Here is a 15090-nt window from a genome sequence, read left to right as displayed (position 1 = left end):
GTGGGGCAAGGCCCAACGGCCAGAACCTACGCACCGACTTCCTGATGCCCGTAGCGCCGCTCCACATACGCCTCCAGCAATTCCTGAAATTCCTCGGCAATGCGGGGGCCTTTCAGCGTGGTCAGCAACTTACCGTCCTGATACACCGGGGCGCGCGGATCTTCCCCGGTGCCAGGCAGGCTGATGCCGATATTGGCGTGCTTGCTCTCGCCGGGGCCGTTGACGATGCAGCCCATCACGGCCACCTGCATGTCCTCTACCCCCGGGTATTTTTCCTTCCAGTCGGGCATAGTGTCGCGGATGTAATCCTGAATCTTCTGCGCCAGTTCCTGAAAGAAGATGGACGTGGTGCGCCCACAGCCGGGGCAACTGGTCACTTGCGGCGAGAACTGGCGGATGCCCAGGCTTTGCAGAATCTGCTGCGCCACCTCCACCTCCAGCTTGCGTGAGGCACCGGGTTCGGGGGTCAGACTGACGCGAATGGTGTCGCCAATGCCCTCGTTCAGCAGCGGCGCAAGGGCCACCGACGAGGACACGATCCCCTTCATGCCCATCCCTGCCTCGGTCAGACCCAGGTGCAGGGGGTAATCGCATTCGGCGGCCAGTTGGCGGTAGACCTGCCACAACTCAGGCGCGCTGGACACCTTGACCGAGATCAGAATCTTGTCGTGGGCCAGCCCCAGTTCCTCGGCGTAGGCGGCACTTTCCAGGGCCGAGACCACCATCGCGTCGATCATCACGTCGGTGCCGGATTTCGGGCTGCCCTTCGCTGCGTTGGCGTCCATCAGCCGCGCCAGCACCTGTTGATCCAGGCTGCCCCAGTTGACGCCAATGCGAACGGGTTTATCAAATTCCTTCGCCACATCAATCATGGTGGCGAAGTTGGCGTCGTGGTGCTGCCCGGCCCCGACGTTGCCCGGATTGATGCGGTACTTGGCGAGCAGGCGGGCCGTTTCGGGAAACTCGCGCAGCAGAATATGGCCGTTGTAGTGGAAATCGCCCACGATGGGCACGCTCAGGCCCACCTCTTCCAGCCGGGCGACAACTTCGGGAACGGCGGCGGCGGCCTCACGGGTGTTGACGGTCACGCGCACCAGTTCGCTGCCGGCGCGGGCCAGTTGCGCCACCTGAATGGCGGTGGCCTCGGCGTTGGCGGTATCGGTGTTGGTCATGCTCTGCACCACAACCGGGTGGGCGCTGCCGATCAGGACGCCTCCCACGTTGACGGTGACGGTCTGGCGACGGAGGTTCATGCCCGTAGTTTACGCGCGAGGGGCTGGGCGGTTCAGGAAGGCGGGTTACGGGTGGGGTGCGCCACTTCCGCCACGCTGAGCAATGCAACCAAGTTCATCCCACGGATAGCCATGAAAGTCTGCTGGCCTCCAGTGTTTGCGGGTGATTTTTTCCACGCCCCCAGAGCTTATGCTGAGCATGATCTGGCATTATCAAATCAGCACCTCTGGCCTGCTGCCCACTGCCGCGTTTCCTGGCCTCGCCCTTCTCAACGTCGTTCAGGGAGGAACCCGATGACCCCTCACGCCACAAGGCCGCCCATGCAGCACGCCCAGTTTGGAGTGATCAATTCGTATCTGGTGCCAGAAGCGGACGGCTTTACGCTGATCGACGCAGGTGTTCCCGGTCTTGAGCGGCATGTTCTGGCGGTGATGAAACGCACGAGCAGGACGCTGCGGCGCGTGGTGACGACGCACACCCATCCAGATCACATTGGCAGCATGGACGCGCTGAAAAAAGCATTCCCTGACCTGGAAATCCTGGTAGGCGCAAACGACGCGGATGGGATGGCCCACCATGGAGTCCTCGCCGCGCCTACCCGGCTGCTGCGCGGCGGCGACAGCGTGGGCAGCCTGCGCGTGATGGACACCCCCGGACACTCGCCGGGGCATCTGGCCTTCTTCGATGAACGCGACGGCACCCTGTACGCGGGCGATACCTTTGTGGGCATCCCCAGTTTACGTGTAGCCAGCGTCGTGAACGCAATGTTCCCGCTGCCCTCCATAGGCACGGAGGATCTGGCCCGGACGGTTCGCAGCGCGCGGGAGTTACTGGATATTCCGGCGAAGTTTCTGGCGCTGGGACATGGGCGAGTAATACGTGATCCCATGCCTGCCATGCGCCGCGCCGTGGAATTGGCCGAGAAAAACACACCTCCCCATCCCCTGATTCTTCGGCTGGCCGCCACGATCAGCCGCCGCTCTGGAATCCCCGCCGAACTGGCTAACGTGGGGCGCTGGCCCACAAAATAGGGTGAAGAGGCAAACGCGCCCCTCCACCCCGGTCAGCTTTCTCAAACGCCCAGATACGCCTTGATGATCTCCGGGTCCCCCATGAGTTCCTTGCTCGGCCCCTCTTTCACCAAGTTGCCCAGTTCCAGCACATAGGTCCGGTCTGTCACTTTCAAAACCTGCCGCACGTTCTGTTCCACCAGCAGCACGGTCAGGCCCAGTTCGCGCAGGCTGCCGATCACGCGCATCACTTCCGAGACCACCAGCGGAGCCAGTCCTAGCGACGGTTCGTCCATCAACAGGACTTCGGGTTCGCTCATGATGGCCCGGCCTATCGCCACCATCTGCTGTTCCCCCCCGGACAGGGCGGCGGCGGGGGAACGGCGTTTCTCGGTCAGGCGCGGGAAGAAGTCATAAACCTTTTGCAGGTTCTCAGCGCGGTTCTTCTTGGTGCGCGGCAGGTACGCGCCCATGATCAGGTTTTCCTCCACGGTCATCTGCCCAAACAACTGACGGCCCATCGGCACATGCGCCACGCCCATGTCGGTGATGCGGTGCGGCGGCACGGCGTTCAGGTTCTGGCCTCTGTAAGTGGCCGTTCCCGCCCGCGCCTTCAACATCCCCGACAGCACGCGCAAAATGGTACTTTTGCCGCTGCCGTTGCCACCGACAAGGCCCACCAGTTCGCCCTTGTCCACATGCAGAGACACGCCGAAGACCACCTGTACCTGACCGTAGGCGACTTCCAGATTGTCGGCCTCCAGCACGCGTTCGCCGGGAACGTAGCCGATACGCGCGGGTTGGGGTTGAATGATGGTCATACGTGGCCTCCGGGCCGTGGAATCGGCTGTCTAACCGTCAAACCGTCTAAAGGTCTAACCGCAAATGATCGGGCGGTTTGACGGTTGGACCGTTTGACCGTTTGACGCGGCGCACCACGCCACCTAATCACTGTCGTCCCCCAGATACGCCCGAATCACATCCGGGTGCGCGGCCACCGCATGCGGATCGCCCTCGGCCAGCAACTCGCCAAAGGCCATGCAGATGACGTGATCCGACAGGCTCATGATGACGTGCATGATGTGTTCCACCATCACAATGGCGAGGCCCGACTGCGCCAGCGTGCGGATCAGGGCCACCATCTCCTGCTGCCCCGGCGGGTTCAAGCCCGCGATGCTTTCATCTAAAAACAGCACCCTCGGCTCCAGCGCCAGCACCTTTGCCAGTTCCAGGCGGCGGCGGCGCGCGAGGTTCAGTTGCGAGGCGGGCTGTGTGGCGCGGTCTGCCAGCCCCACACGCTCCAGAACAGCGTAGGCGTGGTCCTCGGCCTTACTGCCCCTGTACTTCAGGAAGGCGGCCACCAGCACGTTTTCCAGCACACTCAGGTCTTCAAAAGGGCGCTCCACCTGGAAAGTGCGGGCCATGCCCATCTTGGCGCGGGCCTGCGGCTGAAGGGCGGTGATGTCGCGCCCGTTGTACAGCACGCGGCCACTGGTGGGCCGCACAAAACCAGTCAATGCATTGAAAAGGGTGGTCTTCCCCGCCCCGTTCGGCCCGATCAGGCCCAGGATTTCGCCGGGGCGCACGGCCAATGAAATGTCCTTGACCGCCACCACGCCACCGAAGCGCACGGTGATGTTCTCGGCCTTCAGAATTGGTGGGCCGGAAGGGGCATGAATGGGCTGTTGAGAGGTTTTGATCAGGGAAGGAGCCGTCATCTCGCCGTCCCCAGCTTGCTTCCAGCCTTCTGAAACAGACCCATGATGCCGTTGGGAGCGAACAGAGTGACCATCAGAATCAGGATGCCGTAAATCAGCAGGTTGGCGTTGCTGAACACATTGCGGAAGACCTCGCCGAAAATGCTTAGCACCAGCGCCCCGATCAGCGGTCCCTGGATGGTGGTGCGCCCGCCGATAATCGCCAGCAGCGCGATCTGAATGCTCAGGGGCAATTCCAGAATGGTGTGCGGCTCAAAGGCTTGCAGATATAGCGCATACAGGCTGCCGCCCAAGGCCATCAGCGCGGCGCTGAGCATGAAGGCCAGCAACTTCATGCGGGCCGGGTCAATGCCCAGCGCCCGCGCGCCGTCCTCGTCCTCGCGCACCGCCTGAAGCGCGTAGCCCATGCGTGAGCGGCGAATCAGGTGCGTGATCACCAGGGTCAGCACCACGAAGCCGAAGGCCAGCCAGTACTCCACCTTGCGGTCAAACAGGTCAAACCCGAAGAGCTTGGGCAGCTCCGGCATAAACAGCCCCTCCGCGCCGCCCGTCCACTCGGCGTTGATGGCCACAAGACGAATGACAAGAGCCACAGCAATGCTGGACAGCGCGAAATACGATCCCTGGAGCCGGAAGGTCAGCCAGCCCCACACCGCCGCCACTGCCACCGCGATCACCATGCCCACCAATGCACCCCACCACGGGGCCAGCGGCGAGGTCAGAAAGGGGGGCAGCCGTTCGGGCGTCGCCAACAGCGTCATGGCGTAGGCCCCGATGCCCAGCAGCGCGGCGTGGCCCAGACTGGTCTGCCCGGCCCAGCCACCCAGAATATTCCAGCTCATGGCAAAGCCCGCGAACAACAGCGTGGAAATCCCAAAATTCAGGGTCTTGCCGAACAAGAAGGGGTAGATGAACAGAATGGCGACGAGGGCCACGCTGAGCCACACGTTGCCGAAGGTCAGCGCGCGGGGGCGGGAGGTGACAGGGGTAAGAGTAGTCATACCCGCTTCACAGTCTTCCCGAACAGGCCCTCTGGCCGCAGCAGCAGCACCAGCAGGAAGGCGATCAGGCCGTAGGCGTCGCGGTAATTGTTGCTGACATAGAAGGCTCCCAGCGACTCAATGACGCCCAGCACCAGCCCGCCCGCAATCGCTCCCGGCAGGTTGCCCAGGCCGCCCAGCACGGTCACGATGAATGCCTTGGTCACGTAATTCTCGCCCACGGTGGGAAAGGTGTAGAGCAGCGGCATCAGCAGCACGCCCGCGATGGCGGCAAACGACACGCCCACGCCGAACACGATGGCCTGGATGTTGGAGGTCTTGACGCCCTGCAACTCCGCGCCCAGCGGATTTTGCGCGGTGGCGCGGATGGCGCGGCCCAGCTCGGTGCGGTACAGCACCAGATTCAGTGCTGAGATCGCCAGCACCGTGCCCAGCCCAGCGATCAGCAGCGACACGCTGACCTGCACGCCCGCGAACTTGAAGGTGTTGATCGCATACGGCACGTTGATGCTCTGTGGCTGCGCGCCAAAGCCCAGCAGCAGCGTGTTGCTGATGATCAGCCCCAGGCCCAGCGTGGCAAGCAGGCTGCCCTCGCCCAGCCGGTCTCCCAGGCGTGCCAGCACGAAGCGCTGGATCACGTAGCCCAGGCTGAAGCCGATGGGCGCGGCCACCAGCAGGCTCAGGTAGGGGTCCAGGTTGAACGCCTTGAACAGCGCCAGCGTGATGAACATGCCGATGGCGAGAAAATCCCCGTGCGCAAAGTTGATGATCTTCATGACGCCGAAGATCAGGCTCAGGCCAGTGCCGATCAGGGCGTAGAGGCCCCCGGTCAACAAGCCTTGAACCAGGGTTTGAAAAAACGCCGTGACGGCGACTTGATCCATGTCGTTCTCCTTGAGTGGGTTGTGGGATGTGGGCTGTAGGCTGTGGGGAAAACAGGCGAAGCCTCATCCTCTGACCCCTCTACCCTTGTGGGAGAGGGGCCTTGCGAAGCAAGGGGGTGAGGGGTCCACCAGGCAGGCCCCCGCCTCCAACAAGAGGCCCAGGCTTACCGCTTAGGCAGGACGATCTTGCCCGTCGCCGCGCTGGCCGGGCCGATGGTTACAAATTTGCCGCCCTGAACCTGCGTGATCAGGCCCACAACGCTGTTCTGGTTCTGGTATCCGGCGTAATCGCGGAAGGTGACCGGGCCGAAAGCGGTGTTCAGCTTGGTGCTTTCCAGCGCAACGCGGACTTTCTCGGGGTCCGTGCCGCCGCGTTTGATGGCGTCGGTGGCGGCCAGCATCGCCGCGTAGCTCTGAGCGGCGTGCTGGGAGGGTTCTTCACCGCCCAGCGCGGCTTTCAGGCGGGTGTTCAGGCTGGCCGCACCCGGATATTTCACGTCGGCGTTCCAGACCATCGTGACCAGAAAGTTCTCGGCAGTGGACCCCGCACCCTTCAGGAAGTCGGGCAGGGCGAAACCGGTGGCGATGCCAGAAATGATCTTTGGGGCCAGTCCCACTTCTTTCACCTGCTTGGCGAGGGCCACGGCGTCTTCCTCATAGCTGGCAAAGATCACCACGTCGGGGTTCTGGCCCTTGTAGCGGTTCAACAGCGGGCGAAAGTCGGTCAGACCCTTGTCGTAGGTGTCCTTGCTCAGCACCGTGAATCCGGCGGCAGGCAGCAGTTTGGTGGCGTCGGTCAGCACGCTCTTGCCAAAGGCGTCGTTGCTGGTCAGCACTACAGCCGTCTTCATGCCGCCGATCCGTTTCAGCTCGTCGATCAGGCTGCGGGTATAGACGCTGCTCTGGTTGTTGACGCGGAAGGTGTATGGATTGCCCGGCTTGGTGATGGTCTCGTCAATGGCGGTGGCGACGAGCAGCGGCACCTTGACCCGCGCCAGATACTGCGACAGCGGCTTGGTGACCCCGCTGCTGTACGCACCGATAATCACTGGCACCTTTGCATTGACCAGTTTCTCGGCGGCGTTCAATGCCTTGTTGGTGTCGCTGGCGTCGTCTTCCAGCAGCAGCTCTAACTTCTGGCCGTTCACACCACCCTTGGCATTCAGTTCGTCAATGGCGACTTTAAAGCCCGCCTGCTGCATGGCCCCGAAGGTGGCGAAGCGCCCCGAAAGGCTGGTGATGGCCCCGATCTTGATCGTGCTTTGGGCAGAGGCCAGCGAGAGGGAGAGAACGGCGAGGGCGGTCAGGGTCTGGATTGGGCGCACGTAACTCCTTTTCTGAAACCAAAGTTGAAAGGCAAATTACTTCCCCGCAAGGGAAGCTGGCGGCGAAACGGAACGAGGGGTCAAACCGTCGCAGCACTCCCAGAATGCCGCCACCCAAAACCCCTCAATCTCCCGTTTACTTGCGCTCAAACGTCAGGGCGCGGGGGATCACCGACTTGGGGTACACCGGCACGAATGCACCCTTCTGCACCTGCTGGGCCACCATTTCCAGCGGGTTCTGGTTCTTGAAGCCGTCGTAATCCTTGAACTGGATCGGGCCAAAGGCAGTCTGAATGTTGACCGTGCCCAGCGCGGCCCTGACCTTCTCGCGGTCCACGCTGCCCGCCTTGTTGATGGCGGCGGCAGCGGTCAGCACGCCCGCGTACGCCTGCGCCGCGTGGTAGCTGGGATCGGCCCCGCCCAGCGCCTTCTTGAGGTCCACGTTCAGCTTCTGCGTTCCGGCGTAGCGAAGCTGCGGAATCCAGGCCGTAGCGGTCACGACGTTCTCGGCGGCGGCCCCACTGTCCTTGATGAAATCGGGCAGCGCGAATCCGGCAGCGCCCCCGGCAAACAGGCGCGGCTTGACGCCCACCTCGCGGGCCTGACGCATCAGGGCCACGCTGTCCTCGGCATAGCTGACCATCAGGATGCCGTCGGGGTTCTTGGCTTTAATCCTGTTCAGCACAGGCCGGAAATCAGTCAGGCCCTTGTCGTAGCGCTGGTCTTCCATCACCGTGATGCCGTACTCCTTGGCAATGCTGTTGGCGGCGTCGGCCACACTTTTTTCAAACGAACCCGTCCCGGCAATGATCGCCATGCTCTTGAATTTGTTGGCCTTGAACAGGTCCAGAATCACGCGGGCGTAGGCGCTGGCGGGCTGGTTGAGGCGGAAGATGTAGTCGTTGCCAGGCTTGGTGATGTCGTCGCCGCTGGACGTGATGACCAGATTCGGCACCTTCTGGCGGGCCAGATACTGCGCCTGCGCCTTGACCAGACTGGAGGAATACTCGTTCAGCACCAGCGGCACGCCCGCGTTGACCAGACGTTCGGCGGCGGCCAGCCCCTTGTTCACGTCGCTGGCATTGTCTTCAATGACCAGTTCCAGCTTCTTACCCAGCACGCCGCCATTCTTGTTGACCTCGGCCACGCCAACCTTGAACCCGGCCAGTTGCATCTTGCCGAACTCGGCGAAACGCCCGGTGACGGAGGTGATCGCGCCGACTTTGATGGTGTCCTGCGCGCTAGCGGTGGCAGCCAGGGTCAGGGCGAGGGTGAAGAGGGCGGTCTTTTTGAGAGATGTGCGCATGGTGTTCTCCTTGTGAGGCCGGGTATCGGCAGTGGGATTCAGAGGGTTGTACTGTGTCGGTTTCGCACGCTCTGGCACACGCGGCTAAGGTGTTCGCGCATGGCACTTTCGGCGGCGGGGCCGTCGCGCTGACGCAGGGCACGTTCAATGGTGCGGTGTTCCTCGTGGCTCTGGCGCAGGTGCCACGGCTCGTTGACCATCAGCGGCGCGGCCAGCCGCATCTCGCGGGCCAGCAGCGCCGCGTGCCGGGCCAGCCGGGTATTGCCGCAGGTCTGGGAGACGATCTCGTGAAAGCGCAGATCCAGCTCACGGAAGCTGCGGGCGTCCCCCACCGCCGCCGCACCCTGGGCGTCCAGCACGCCGCGCAACGCCACCAGATCGGTGTTCGTCATACGCTCGGCGGCGTGACGGGCGGCCAGACTTTCCAGGCTGATCCGCAGCTCGTACAGCTCCAGCACATCACCCAGTTCCAGCCGCGCGACTTCCACGCCCCGGCGCGACTGTTCCACCGCCAGACCCTCGCCCACCAGCAGCAGCACGGCCTCGCGCACAGGCGAGCGGCTGACGCCCAACTGGCGGGCCAGTTCCGGCACGCTCAGACGCGAACCAGGGGCAAGGTCTCCAGCCAGAATGGCGGAACGAAGCTGATCGCGCACCACATCCACGACGCGGGCGCTGGCAATCGGTTGCAACAGAGGAAGACCTCCTTTCAGCCGTCAGGTCAGACCTGCGAACGGCTACCATATGAAGAGTTTTTGAACAGGTAGAGTGTTACATGTAGAACTGGAGAATGCAAGTGCGATGAGAGGCTCGACCTCTGCATACCCGCTCCAAGACAGCTTTCCAGTTGTTCTGGAACGCGGAAAAGTACGCCATGAAGTCAGGGGGCAAGGTGCAGACACCCATTCGCCTGCGCCGAAAAACTCGTGTGTTGCCATAAACTGACAGCTTCCTCCACGCCGAGGCCGACGCCATCGCCTTTCTGCACGCCTACACGCATGGGACGGGCGTGCCGAGCGGGCCGTGGTGATTGCTAGTCGCCGGGGAGAAATGCACACTGTCACCCTAACCCTGCCTACAGGTGAGTGGCAGGACGCGGTGAATGGCGAACTCTTGCCAGGCGGCGAAATCACTCTGGATGCGGCTGGGGGGCAGATTCTGCTTCAGGGCTGAGATTCTGGAACCACCGCTGCGCCTCACACGGGGAGCGCAGACGGATCACAGCAAGGTTCGGATATTTGGCGGCCAGTTCGGGCGTTTCGCGCCGCCTTCGCCAATGCGTTTTGAAAATCCAGCGTAGGGGTGCGTCGGCTTGCACAGCGCCCCGCCAGGTTTCGCGGTTGCCGTTCCACAACTCCTGCTTGCCGATCACGCGCTGGAGCGTGCGCGTCAGCACCCGCCAGAACACCACCTGTCCGGGGTAATCCATCCAGATCAACGTGTCGGCCCGCGACCAGCCGATGTCGCGCGCCTTGCCGTAATTGCCGTCCATCACCCAGCCGTGTTGCGCGGTGAAGAAGTCCACCGCCGCACGGAACTGCGCCAGCGGCGCTTCCTGCCAGTCGGCAAGGTGGTTCCAGGCGTCCTGCTCCCCGTGAGGTAGTCCGAGTTTCGCGGCAATAGCCCGTGCCAGGGTGGTCTTGCCGCTACCTGTGGTGCCGATGACGATGATCCGCTGCATGGTTTACTATTTCGCCCAGAGTGCTGTCCCCTTCACATCTGCCGAAACGCTTAGGGTCTGCGCTATGCTGCCCCCAACATGTCACACGCACCAGATTCGGCGCTGTATACGCAGTGGATAGAGTTGCTCGGTTGGCTGGAAGCCGGAGCGGCGGCGCGCGGCCTGACCTTTGAAAAGGTGGCCGACTTCCCCGATTACATCTACCGCATGGAACGCCCCTATGACCTGCCCACCACAGTCATGAGCGCCAGCGTGGGTGTGGCCGGGCAACCGCTGATCGTGGCGGCAGTCAGCCCGCGCCATGTGGACCTGAAAGGCGTCAGCCTGCGCCTGATGGGCGGCAGCAAACACTGGCACCTGCACGCCGGGCAAACTGGTTTGTTGGAGGGGAAACGGCCCTTCACGCAGGAGCGGCTGGACACGCTTATGGACGGGGCTTTGAGAGGCGTGGCCTGAAATGAATCGTTGAGACAGCGAATGCCCCCTCCACAAGTAAACGGAGGGGGCATTCGCATTTCCAGAAGTCTCAGACGCTCTTGAAACCCTCAAAAGGTTCCTTGCACGCGTCGCACACGTACAGACGCTTGCACAGCGTGGGGCCAAAGCTGCCCGTCATCCGCACGTCAAAGCTGGCGCAGCGGGGGCAGCGGGTGGCGTCGGCCTGCAACTGAATCAGGCCGTCCTCGGCGGGGGCGGGCGGGGCGATGCCATACTGGCGCAGGCGTTCGCGGGCGTCTTCCTTGATCCAGTCGGTGGTCCAGGGCGGCGTCAGGGTACTTTTGACCTCCACCGCCGAGGCTCCCAGATCGCGCACCGCCTGCCCGATGCTCTCGCGGATGACGTGCAGGGCCGGGCAGCCGCTGAAGGTAGGCGTGAACGTGACCGTGACCGCGCCATCCTCGCCAATCTGCACGTCACGCACCATGCCCATATCGGTGACTGACACCACCGGGATTTCGGGGTCTGGCACGGTGTCCAGCACGGCCCAGATGGCTTGCGGGGTCAGTTGGGGTTGAATTGCGGTCATGTCAGCTCCTTCAGGATTGGGCGCTTACCAGTACGGTGTGTCGGGATGGGCGCGGTACACGCTTTGCATCTCGTCCAGCAGCGGCGCAAGGTATTCAGTGTGCGTGTCGCGTCCGGGTTGCGCGGCTCCACCGGGAGGAAGAATCAGGCCGCACTGAATGGTCAGGTGCGGAACGATCAAGCCCTCCCAGCGGGTCTTAACGGCGTTCAGATCGGGCAGCAGTCCAGCTTCAATCAACCCATCTTCACCCTCAACCGGCTGCCACAACTGGCCGACATAAGGCCACAGGGCATTTAAGGCGTCCTGCGTGCGCTTCATGCTTTCGGGTGTTCCCAGGGCCAGCCGCTCCACCCAGAGGGCCGTGTGCTGAAGATGGAAGCGCTCCTCGCGGAAAGCCTTATTCGCCACCTCGGCCAGCGGCTCGTAAGTGCTTTTGCGGGCCGCGTCCAACCACAGCGCCTCATAGGCGTCATAGAGGTACTGGCGCAACATGGTGAACGCCCAGTCGCCTTTCGGCAATTCCACAAAGCGGCTGCTGGTGAACTCGTCGGCGCTGCGGGTAAACGCCAGTGCGTCGGCGTCCGTGCCGTCCAGAGCGCGGCGCAGCTCCAGATACATCCCCGCGTGGCCCAGCTCGTCCTGCGCGATGTTGGCCAAGGCTATGTCCTCTTCTAGAATCGGGGCGTGTCCAGTCCATTCGCCGCCGCGCTGGGCCAGGATAATCTCATCATCGGCTAGAGCGGTCAGTTTGCGGATCAGGGCCGCTTGTTGGACATCAGACAGGATCAGGGCGGGCGCGGTCATTTCTGTACCTCGGGTTTCTGGACCTCATGCGTTTGCAGTTCGGCAGGCGAGGCATCGTGCGGGTGGTCATAGACCTTGTGGTCCCCCGCGTGCGGCTCCTCGGTGGCGCGGCGGGGCATCCGGCCCTCGCGCTTCAGCTCTCCGACATGCTTGCCGATCACACCGTAATACTGCTGCTGCTTGTAGGTCTTGTCTTTGGCCGGGGCAAACCAGCTTTCCACCGTGCCAGGATCGTCGTCGGTGCGGGCAATGGCCGAATCGGGAAAAACCAGCCACGCCAGCGCGTCCGCGTGCTGTTCCCGTGCCTGCCGGAGAGCGTCGCCGGGACCAGTGGCCTCAACAGATTCCACCATATCCACAAACGTCATGCTGCGCTTGTGGGTCTTTTTGATTCCCACGTGGTAGGTGTCGGTCTCGCCGGGCGTGTCCAGCACTTCCGGGTGCGTGCCAACTTCTTCCGGCGTGGCATTCAGGATGTCGTCCTCGCGCACGGCCCACAGGCTGACGGCAGCGGGGCGGCGCACAAACACGTTACGGGCGGTCAGCAAAGCGTGGTCAGGATCGCCTGCGTGGACGCTGCCCACCCCCTGATAGGGGCGTTTCTCGGTGTCCTGCTTAAAGATTTCCCAACGGGGCCACTGGGTATCGGGTTGAAGGTCAGTCATAAATGTCCTCTGAAGAAAAGCCTTGAAAAGAAAGACGATTGGAAGCAAATGAAAGATGTTCTTCCGTCCGCCACCAACCGCCCACCATCATTGCTTCCTCATACGGATTCCGTCTGTTTCGTTAACAAACTGGGAAAGCGCCAGTTTGCCAACTCCACGCCCGGAACCCGTTCTTCTCCTACTCGCGTCCGCTCGGATTTCCATCGTTTTTTAAACGATTCAATCGGAGTTCGTATCAGTCCGCAGCCACGGCCCGCTGACGATCCGTGTACGCCTGCAAGGCTTCGCGCACCCAGGCCCCGTCGTCGTGGGCGGCCTGACGGGTGGCGAGGCGTTCCGCGCCCAGCCCGCGCTCGCCCTTGATCACGGCCCAGAACTCGGTCCAGTCAATCGGGCCGTGCTTCCAATTGCCCTGCTCGTCCTGGTGCAAGTCGGGGTCAGGAATGGTCAGCCCAGCTTCCAGCAACTCGGGGGCGTGTTCGTTGATGAACTCCTGCCGCACCTCGTCGTTGGTCTTGAGTTTCACGCCCCACTTGCTCATGATTCCGGTGTTGGGGCTGTCGGCGTCGTGCGGGCCAAGCATCATCAGGGCGGGCCACCACCAGCGGTTCAGGGCGTCCTGGGCCATCTCGCGCTGGGCGGGGGTGCCCACAGCGTAGGCCACGATCATTTCCTTGCCCTGTTTGTGATGGAAGGTTTCCTCGCTGCAAATCCGCACCATCGCGCGGCTGTAGGGGCCGTAGCTCGCGCCCGCCAGCATGGTCTGGTTTTTAATCGCCGCGCCGTCCACCAGCCAGCCGATCATGCCCACGTCGGCCCAACTGGTGGTGGGATAGTTGAAGATGGAGCTGTACTTGGCGCGGCGCGTCAGCAGGGCGTCAATCATGCCCTCGCGGGTTGCGCCCAAAGTCTCGGCAGCGTGGTAGAGGTACTGCCCATGCCCGGCCTCGTCCTGCACCTTCGCCATCAGGATGGTTTTGCGCTTCAGCGTCGGCGCGCTGGCAATCCACTCGCCTTCGGGGAGCATGCCCACCACTTCGCTATGCGCGTGCTGCGAGATCATGCGGATCAGTTGGCGGCGGTACTCGGCGGGCATCCAATCGCCAGCCTCAATCTTCTCGCCGCGCTCAATGCGGGCTTCAAAAGCGGCGTGCTGCTCGGCGGTTTCGTTCGGCGCAATATGGCTGTTGGGCTGGATTATGGACTGGGTCATAGGAAGTTCCTCCTGAGATATCCCCATTCTACCTAACGAGCGTTAGGTTGGGGGTGAGGTCTATGAATGCTGGACACGGAGCATTCTCCATATGCCATCACGAAGGCTCTGGAAACCTCGTATCAGACGGAGAATTCAGCTTCAGTCTCTGAGAATGACGATACACTCCGTCTTTATGTTCAAGCCTCGCGGGTTGCCAACTCCCGCATGGCATTCAGCAATTCGCCCGCCGCCTGCTGGTCTGGAGCATTTTCAAAGGTCTGAGAGAGCAGCTTCAGCCCTTCTTCCGCCTGAGCGTGGGCGTAGTCCTGGGCATAGGTCACGCTGCCGCTGTCCAGCAACCATCGGTGAATGTCTGCGATGGTCTGCAAGTCCTTGTCGGGACGGTTGAGGCCCATCTGCTTGAGAAACGCCTGACGCTGGGCACCCGGCGCAGTTCGGAGCCAGTGCAGCACGATCATGGTGCGCTTGCCCTCTAGCAGATCACCCCCAATTTCCTTGCCGTACTTGGCCGCGTCACCTTCCAGATTCAGCACATCGTCCCGGATTTGAAAGGCCGCGCCGAGCGCTAAACCCGCCGGAGTGAACTGCTCGGAGGGCGCAACGCCTGCCGCCAGCGCCCCCAGCCGCAACGGAATGACCACCGTGTAATAGGCCGTCTTCTGGCGCACCATCTCCAGATAGTCCTCTTCCACGAGGTTCCAGCGGCGACCCTCCACCCAACACAAGTCCAGATGCTGGCCCTTGGCCGTGTGATGGATCATATTCAGAAACTCATCCATGCCGCCCGCCACGTTGGCCTTATGGACAGCGGCCCACATATAGGCGTGCAGGGCGTCCCCGGCATTGATCGCCAGCGGAATACCGTGCAGGCGGTGCAGGGCGGGCTGGCCCCGGCGCTCTTCCGAGTCGTCCTCGATGTCGTCGTGGATCAGCACCCAGTTCTGAAACAGTTCCAGCGCGGCGGCCAGCCACAGGGCCGCCTCCCACTGCGGGGTGTCCCTGACCACGCCGTGAACGCGGGCGCTGGCCAACAGCAGTTCGCTGCGAATGCCTTTGCCACCGCGCTTAGGGTAGTCGCGCAGCATGTCGTAATAGGCCTGGTATTCGGGGCGCGTGCCGTGTTCGGGCAGCAGAGAAAGGACGCGGGACAGCAGATCAGGACGCATTGAGCGCAAGTCTAACCGCCTGAAACATGAAGAGAACCGTACCGCAACGAACAG

Annotated in this window: 16 protein-coding genes; 2 read left to right on the top strand and 14 right to left on the bottom strand. The window is 62.6% G+C overall.

What is annotated here, in order from left to right; genetic code table 11:
- Positions 1–26: 26 nt before the first annotated feature.
- Positions 27–1253 carry a flavodoxin-dependent (E)-4-hydroxy-3-methylbut-2-enyl-diphosphate synthase gene (gene ispG, locus DAAJ005_RS08160; RefSeq protein WP_151846681.1) on the bottom strand — a complete coding sequence of 409 codons (1227 nt, stop codon included), beginning with the start codon at positions 1251–1253 and terminating at the stop codon, positions 27–29.
- A 273-nt stretch (positions 1254–1526) separates the two neighbouring features.
- On the opposite strand from ispG, the gene DAAJ005_RS08155 reads away from it, so the two are divergent.
- Complete coding sequence (locus DAAJ005_RS08155; protein WP_192930903.1) at positions 1527–2264, top strand: MBL fold metallo-hydrolase; 738 nt, start codon at positions 1527–1529, stop codon at positions 2262–2264.
- 41 nt (positions 2265–2305) lie between these two features.
- Here DAAJ005_RS08155 and DAAJ005_RS08150 read toward each other — a convergent pair whose 3' ends face one another.
- The 8 genes from DAAJ005_RS08150 to DAAJ005_RS08110 all read right to left on the bottom strand — a co-directional run bounded on the left by DAAJ005_RS08150 (position 2306) and on the right by DAAJ005_RS08110 (position 10158).
- On the bottom strand, positions 2306–3064 hold the full coding sequence (locus tag DAAJ005_RS08150; protein ID WP_151846679.1) for an ABC transporter ATP-binding protein: 759 nt from the start codon (positions 3062–3064) through the stop codon (positions 2306–2308).
- Positions 3065–3187: 123 nt separating this feature from the next.
- A complete protein-coding gene (locus tag DAAJ005_RS08145; protein ID WP_151846678.1) occupies positions 3188–3961 on the bottom strand; it encodes an ABC transporter ATP-binding protein in 774 nt (257 codons plus the stop codon).
- Positions 3958–4962 (bottom strand): branched-chain amino acid ABC transporter permease, encoded by a 1005-nt coding sequence (locus DAAJ005_RS08140; RefSeq protein WP_151846677.1) that lies wholly within the window; start codon positions 4960–4962, stop codon positions 3958–3960. Before DAAJ005_RS08140 ends, DAAJ005_RS08145 begins: the two co-directional genes overlap by 4 nt.
- Positions 4959–5846 (bottom strand): branched-chain amino acid ABC transporter permease, encoded by an 888-nt coding sequence (locus DAAJ005_RS08135; protein ID WP_075832478.1) that lies wholly within the window; start codon positions 5844–5846, stop codon positions 4959–4961. Before DAAJ005_RS08135 ends, DAAJ005_RS08140 begins: the two co-directional genes overlap by 4 nt.
- 164 nt (positions 5847–6010) lie before the next feature.
- Positions 6011–7171, bottom strand: a complete 1161-nt coding sequence (locus tag DAAJ005_RS08130; RefSeq protein WP_226342640.1) for an ABC transporter substrate-binding protein — start codon at positions 7169–7171, stop codon at positions 6011–6013.
- A gap of 136 nt (positions 7172–7307) precedes the next feature.
- Positions 7308–8477 (bottom strand): ABC transporter substrate-binding protein, encoded by a 1170-nt coding sequence (locus DAAJ005_RS08125; protein WP_151846676.1) that lies wholly within the window; start codon positions 8475–8477, stop codon positions 7308–7310.
- A 38-nt stretch (positions 8478–8515) separates the two neighbouring features.
- Positions 8516–9169 carry a GntR family transcriptional regulator gene (locus DAAJ005_RS08120; RefSeq protein WP_226342639.1) on the bottom strand — a complete coding sequence of 218 codons (654 nt, stop codon included), beginning with the start codon at positions 9167–9169 and terminating at the stop codon, positions 8516–8518.
- 437 nt (positions 9170–9606) lie between these two features.
- Complete coding sequence (locus DAAJ005_RS08110) at positions 9607–10158, bottom strand: adenylate kinase (RefSeq protein ID WP_151846674.1); 552 nt, start codon at positions 10156–10158, stop codon at positions 9607–9609.
- A gap of 78 nt (positions 10159–10236) precedes the next feature.
- On the opposite strand from DAAJ005_RS08110, the gene DAAJ005_RS08105 reads away from it, so the two are divergent.
- Positions 10237–10614 (top strand): NADH-quinone oxidoreductase subunit 15, encoded by a 378-nt coding sequence (locus DAAJ005_RS08105; RefSeq protein WP_151846673.1) that lies wholly within the window; start codon positions 10237–10239, stop codon positions 10612–10614.
- Positions 10615–10684: 70 nt separating this feature from the next.
- Here the strand turns inward: DAAJ005_RS08105 and paaD are convergent, their stop codons facing one another.
- From paaD to DAAJ005_RS08080, 5 genes are all read right to left on the bottom strand, one after another.
- Positions 10685–11185 carry a 1,2-phenylacetyl-CoA epoxidase subunit PaaD gene (paaD, locus tag DAAJ005_RS08100; RefSeq protein WP_151846672.1) on the bottom strand — a complete coding sequence of 167 codons (501 nt, stop codon included), beginning with the start codon at positions 11183–11185 and terminating at the stop codon, positions 10685–10687.
- A 24-nt stretch (positions 11186–11209) separates the two neighbouring features.
- Positions 11210–11989: a 1,2-phenylacetyl-CoA epoxidase subunit PaaC gene (gene paaC, locus DAAJ005_RS08095; protein WP_151846671.1), complete on the bottom strand. Its 780-nt coding sequence runs from the start codon at positions 11987–11989 to the stop codon at positions 11210–11212.
- Entirely contained in the window at positions 11986–12654 is a 669-nt protein-coding gene (locus tag DAAJ005_RS08090; RefSeq protein WP_151846670.1) for a phenylacetic acid degradation protein, read from the bottom strand. Before DAAJ005_RS08090 ends, paaC begins: the two co-directional genes overlap by 4 nt.
- 235 nt (positions 12655–12889) lie before the next feature.
- Positions 12890–13867, bottom strand: coding sequence for a 1,2-phenylacetyl-CoA epoxidase subunit PaaA (gene paaA, locus DAAJ005_RS08085; RefSeq protein WP_151846669.1), 978 nt, complete (start codon positions 13865–13867; stop codon positions 12890–12892).
- A 179-nt stretch (positions 13868–14046) separates the two neighbouring features.
- On the bottom strand, positions 14047–15036 hold the full coding sequence (locus DAAJ005_RS08080) for a polyprenyl synthetase family protein (RefSeq protein ID WP_151846668.1): 990 nt from the start codon (positions 15034–15036) through the stop codon (positions 14047–14049).
- Positions 15037–15090: the final 54 nt, after the last annotated feature.

It is taken from the genome of Deinococcus sp. AJ005 (assembly GCF_009017495.1).
Taxonomy (GTDB): domain Bacteria; phylum Deinococcota; class Deinococci; order Deinococcales; family Deinococcaceae; genus Deinococcus.
Note: the sequence above shows the minus strand (reverse complement) of the source record. Positions and strands in the feature narration are given on the sequence as shown.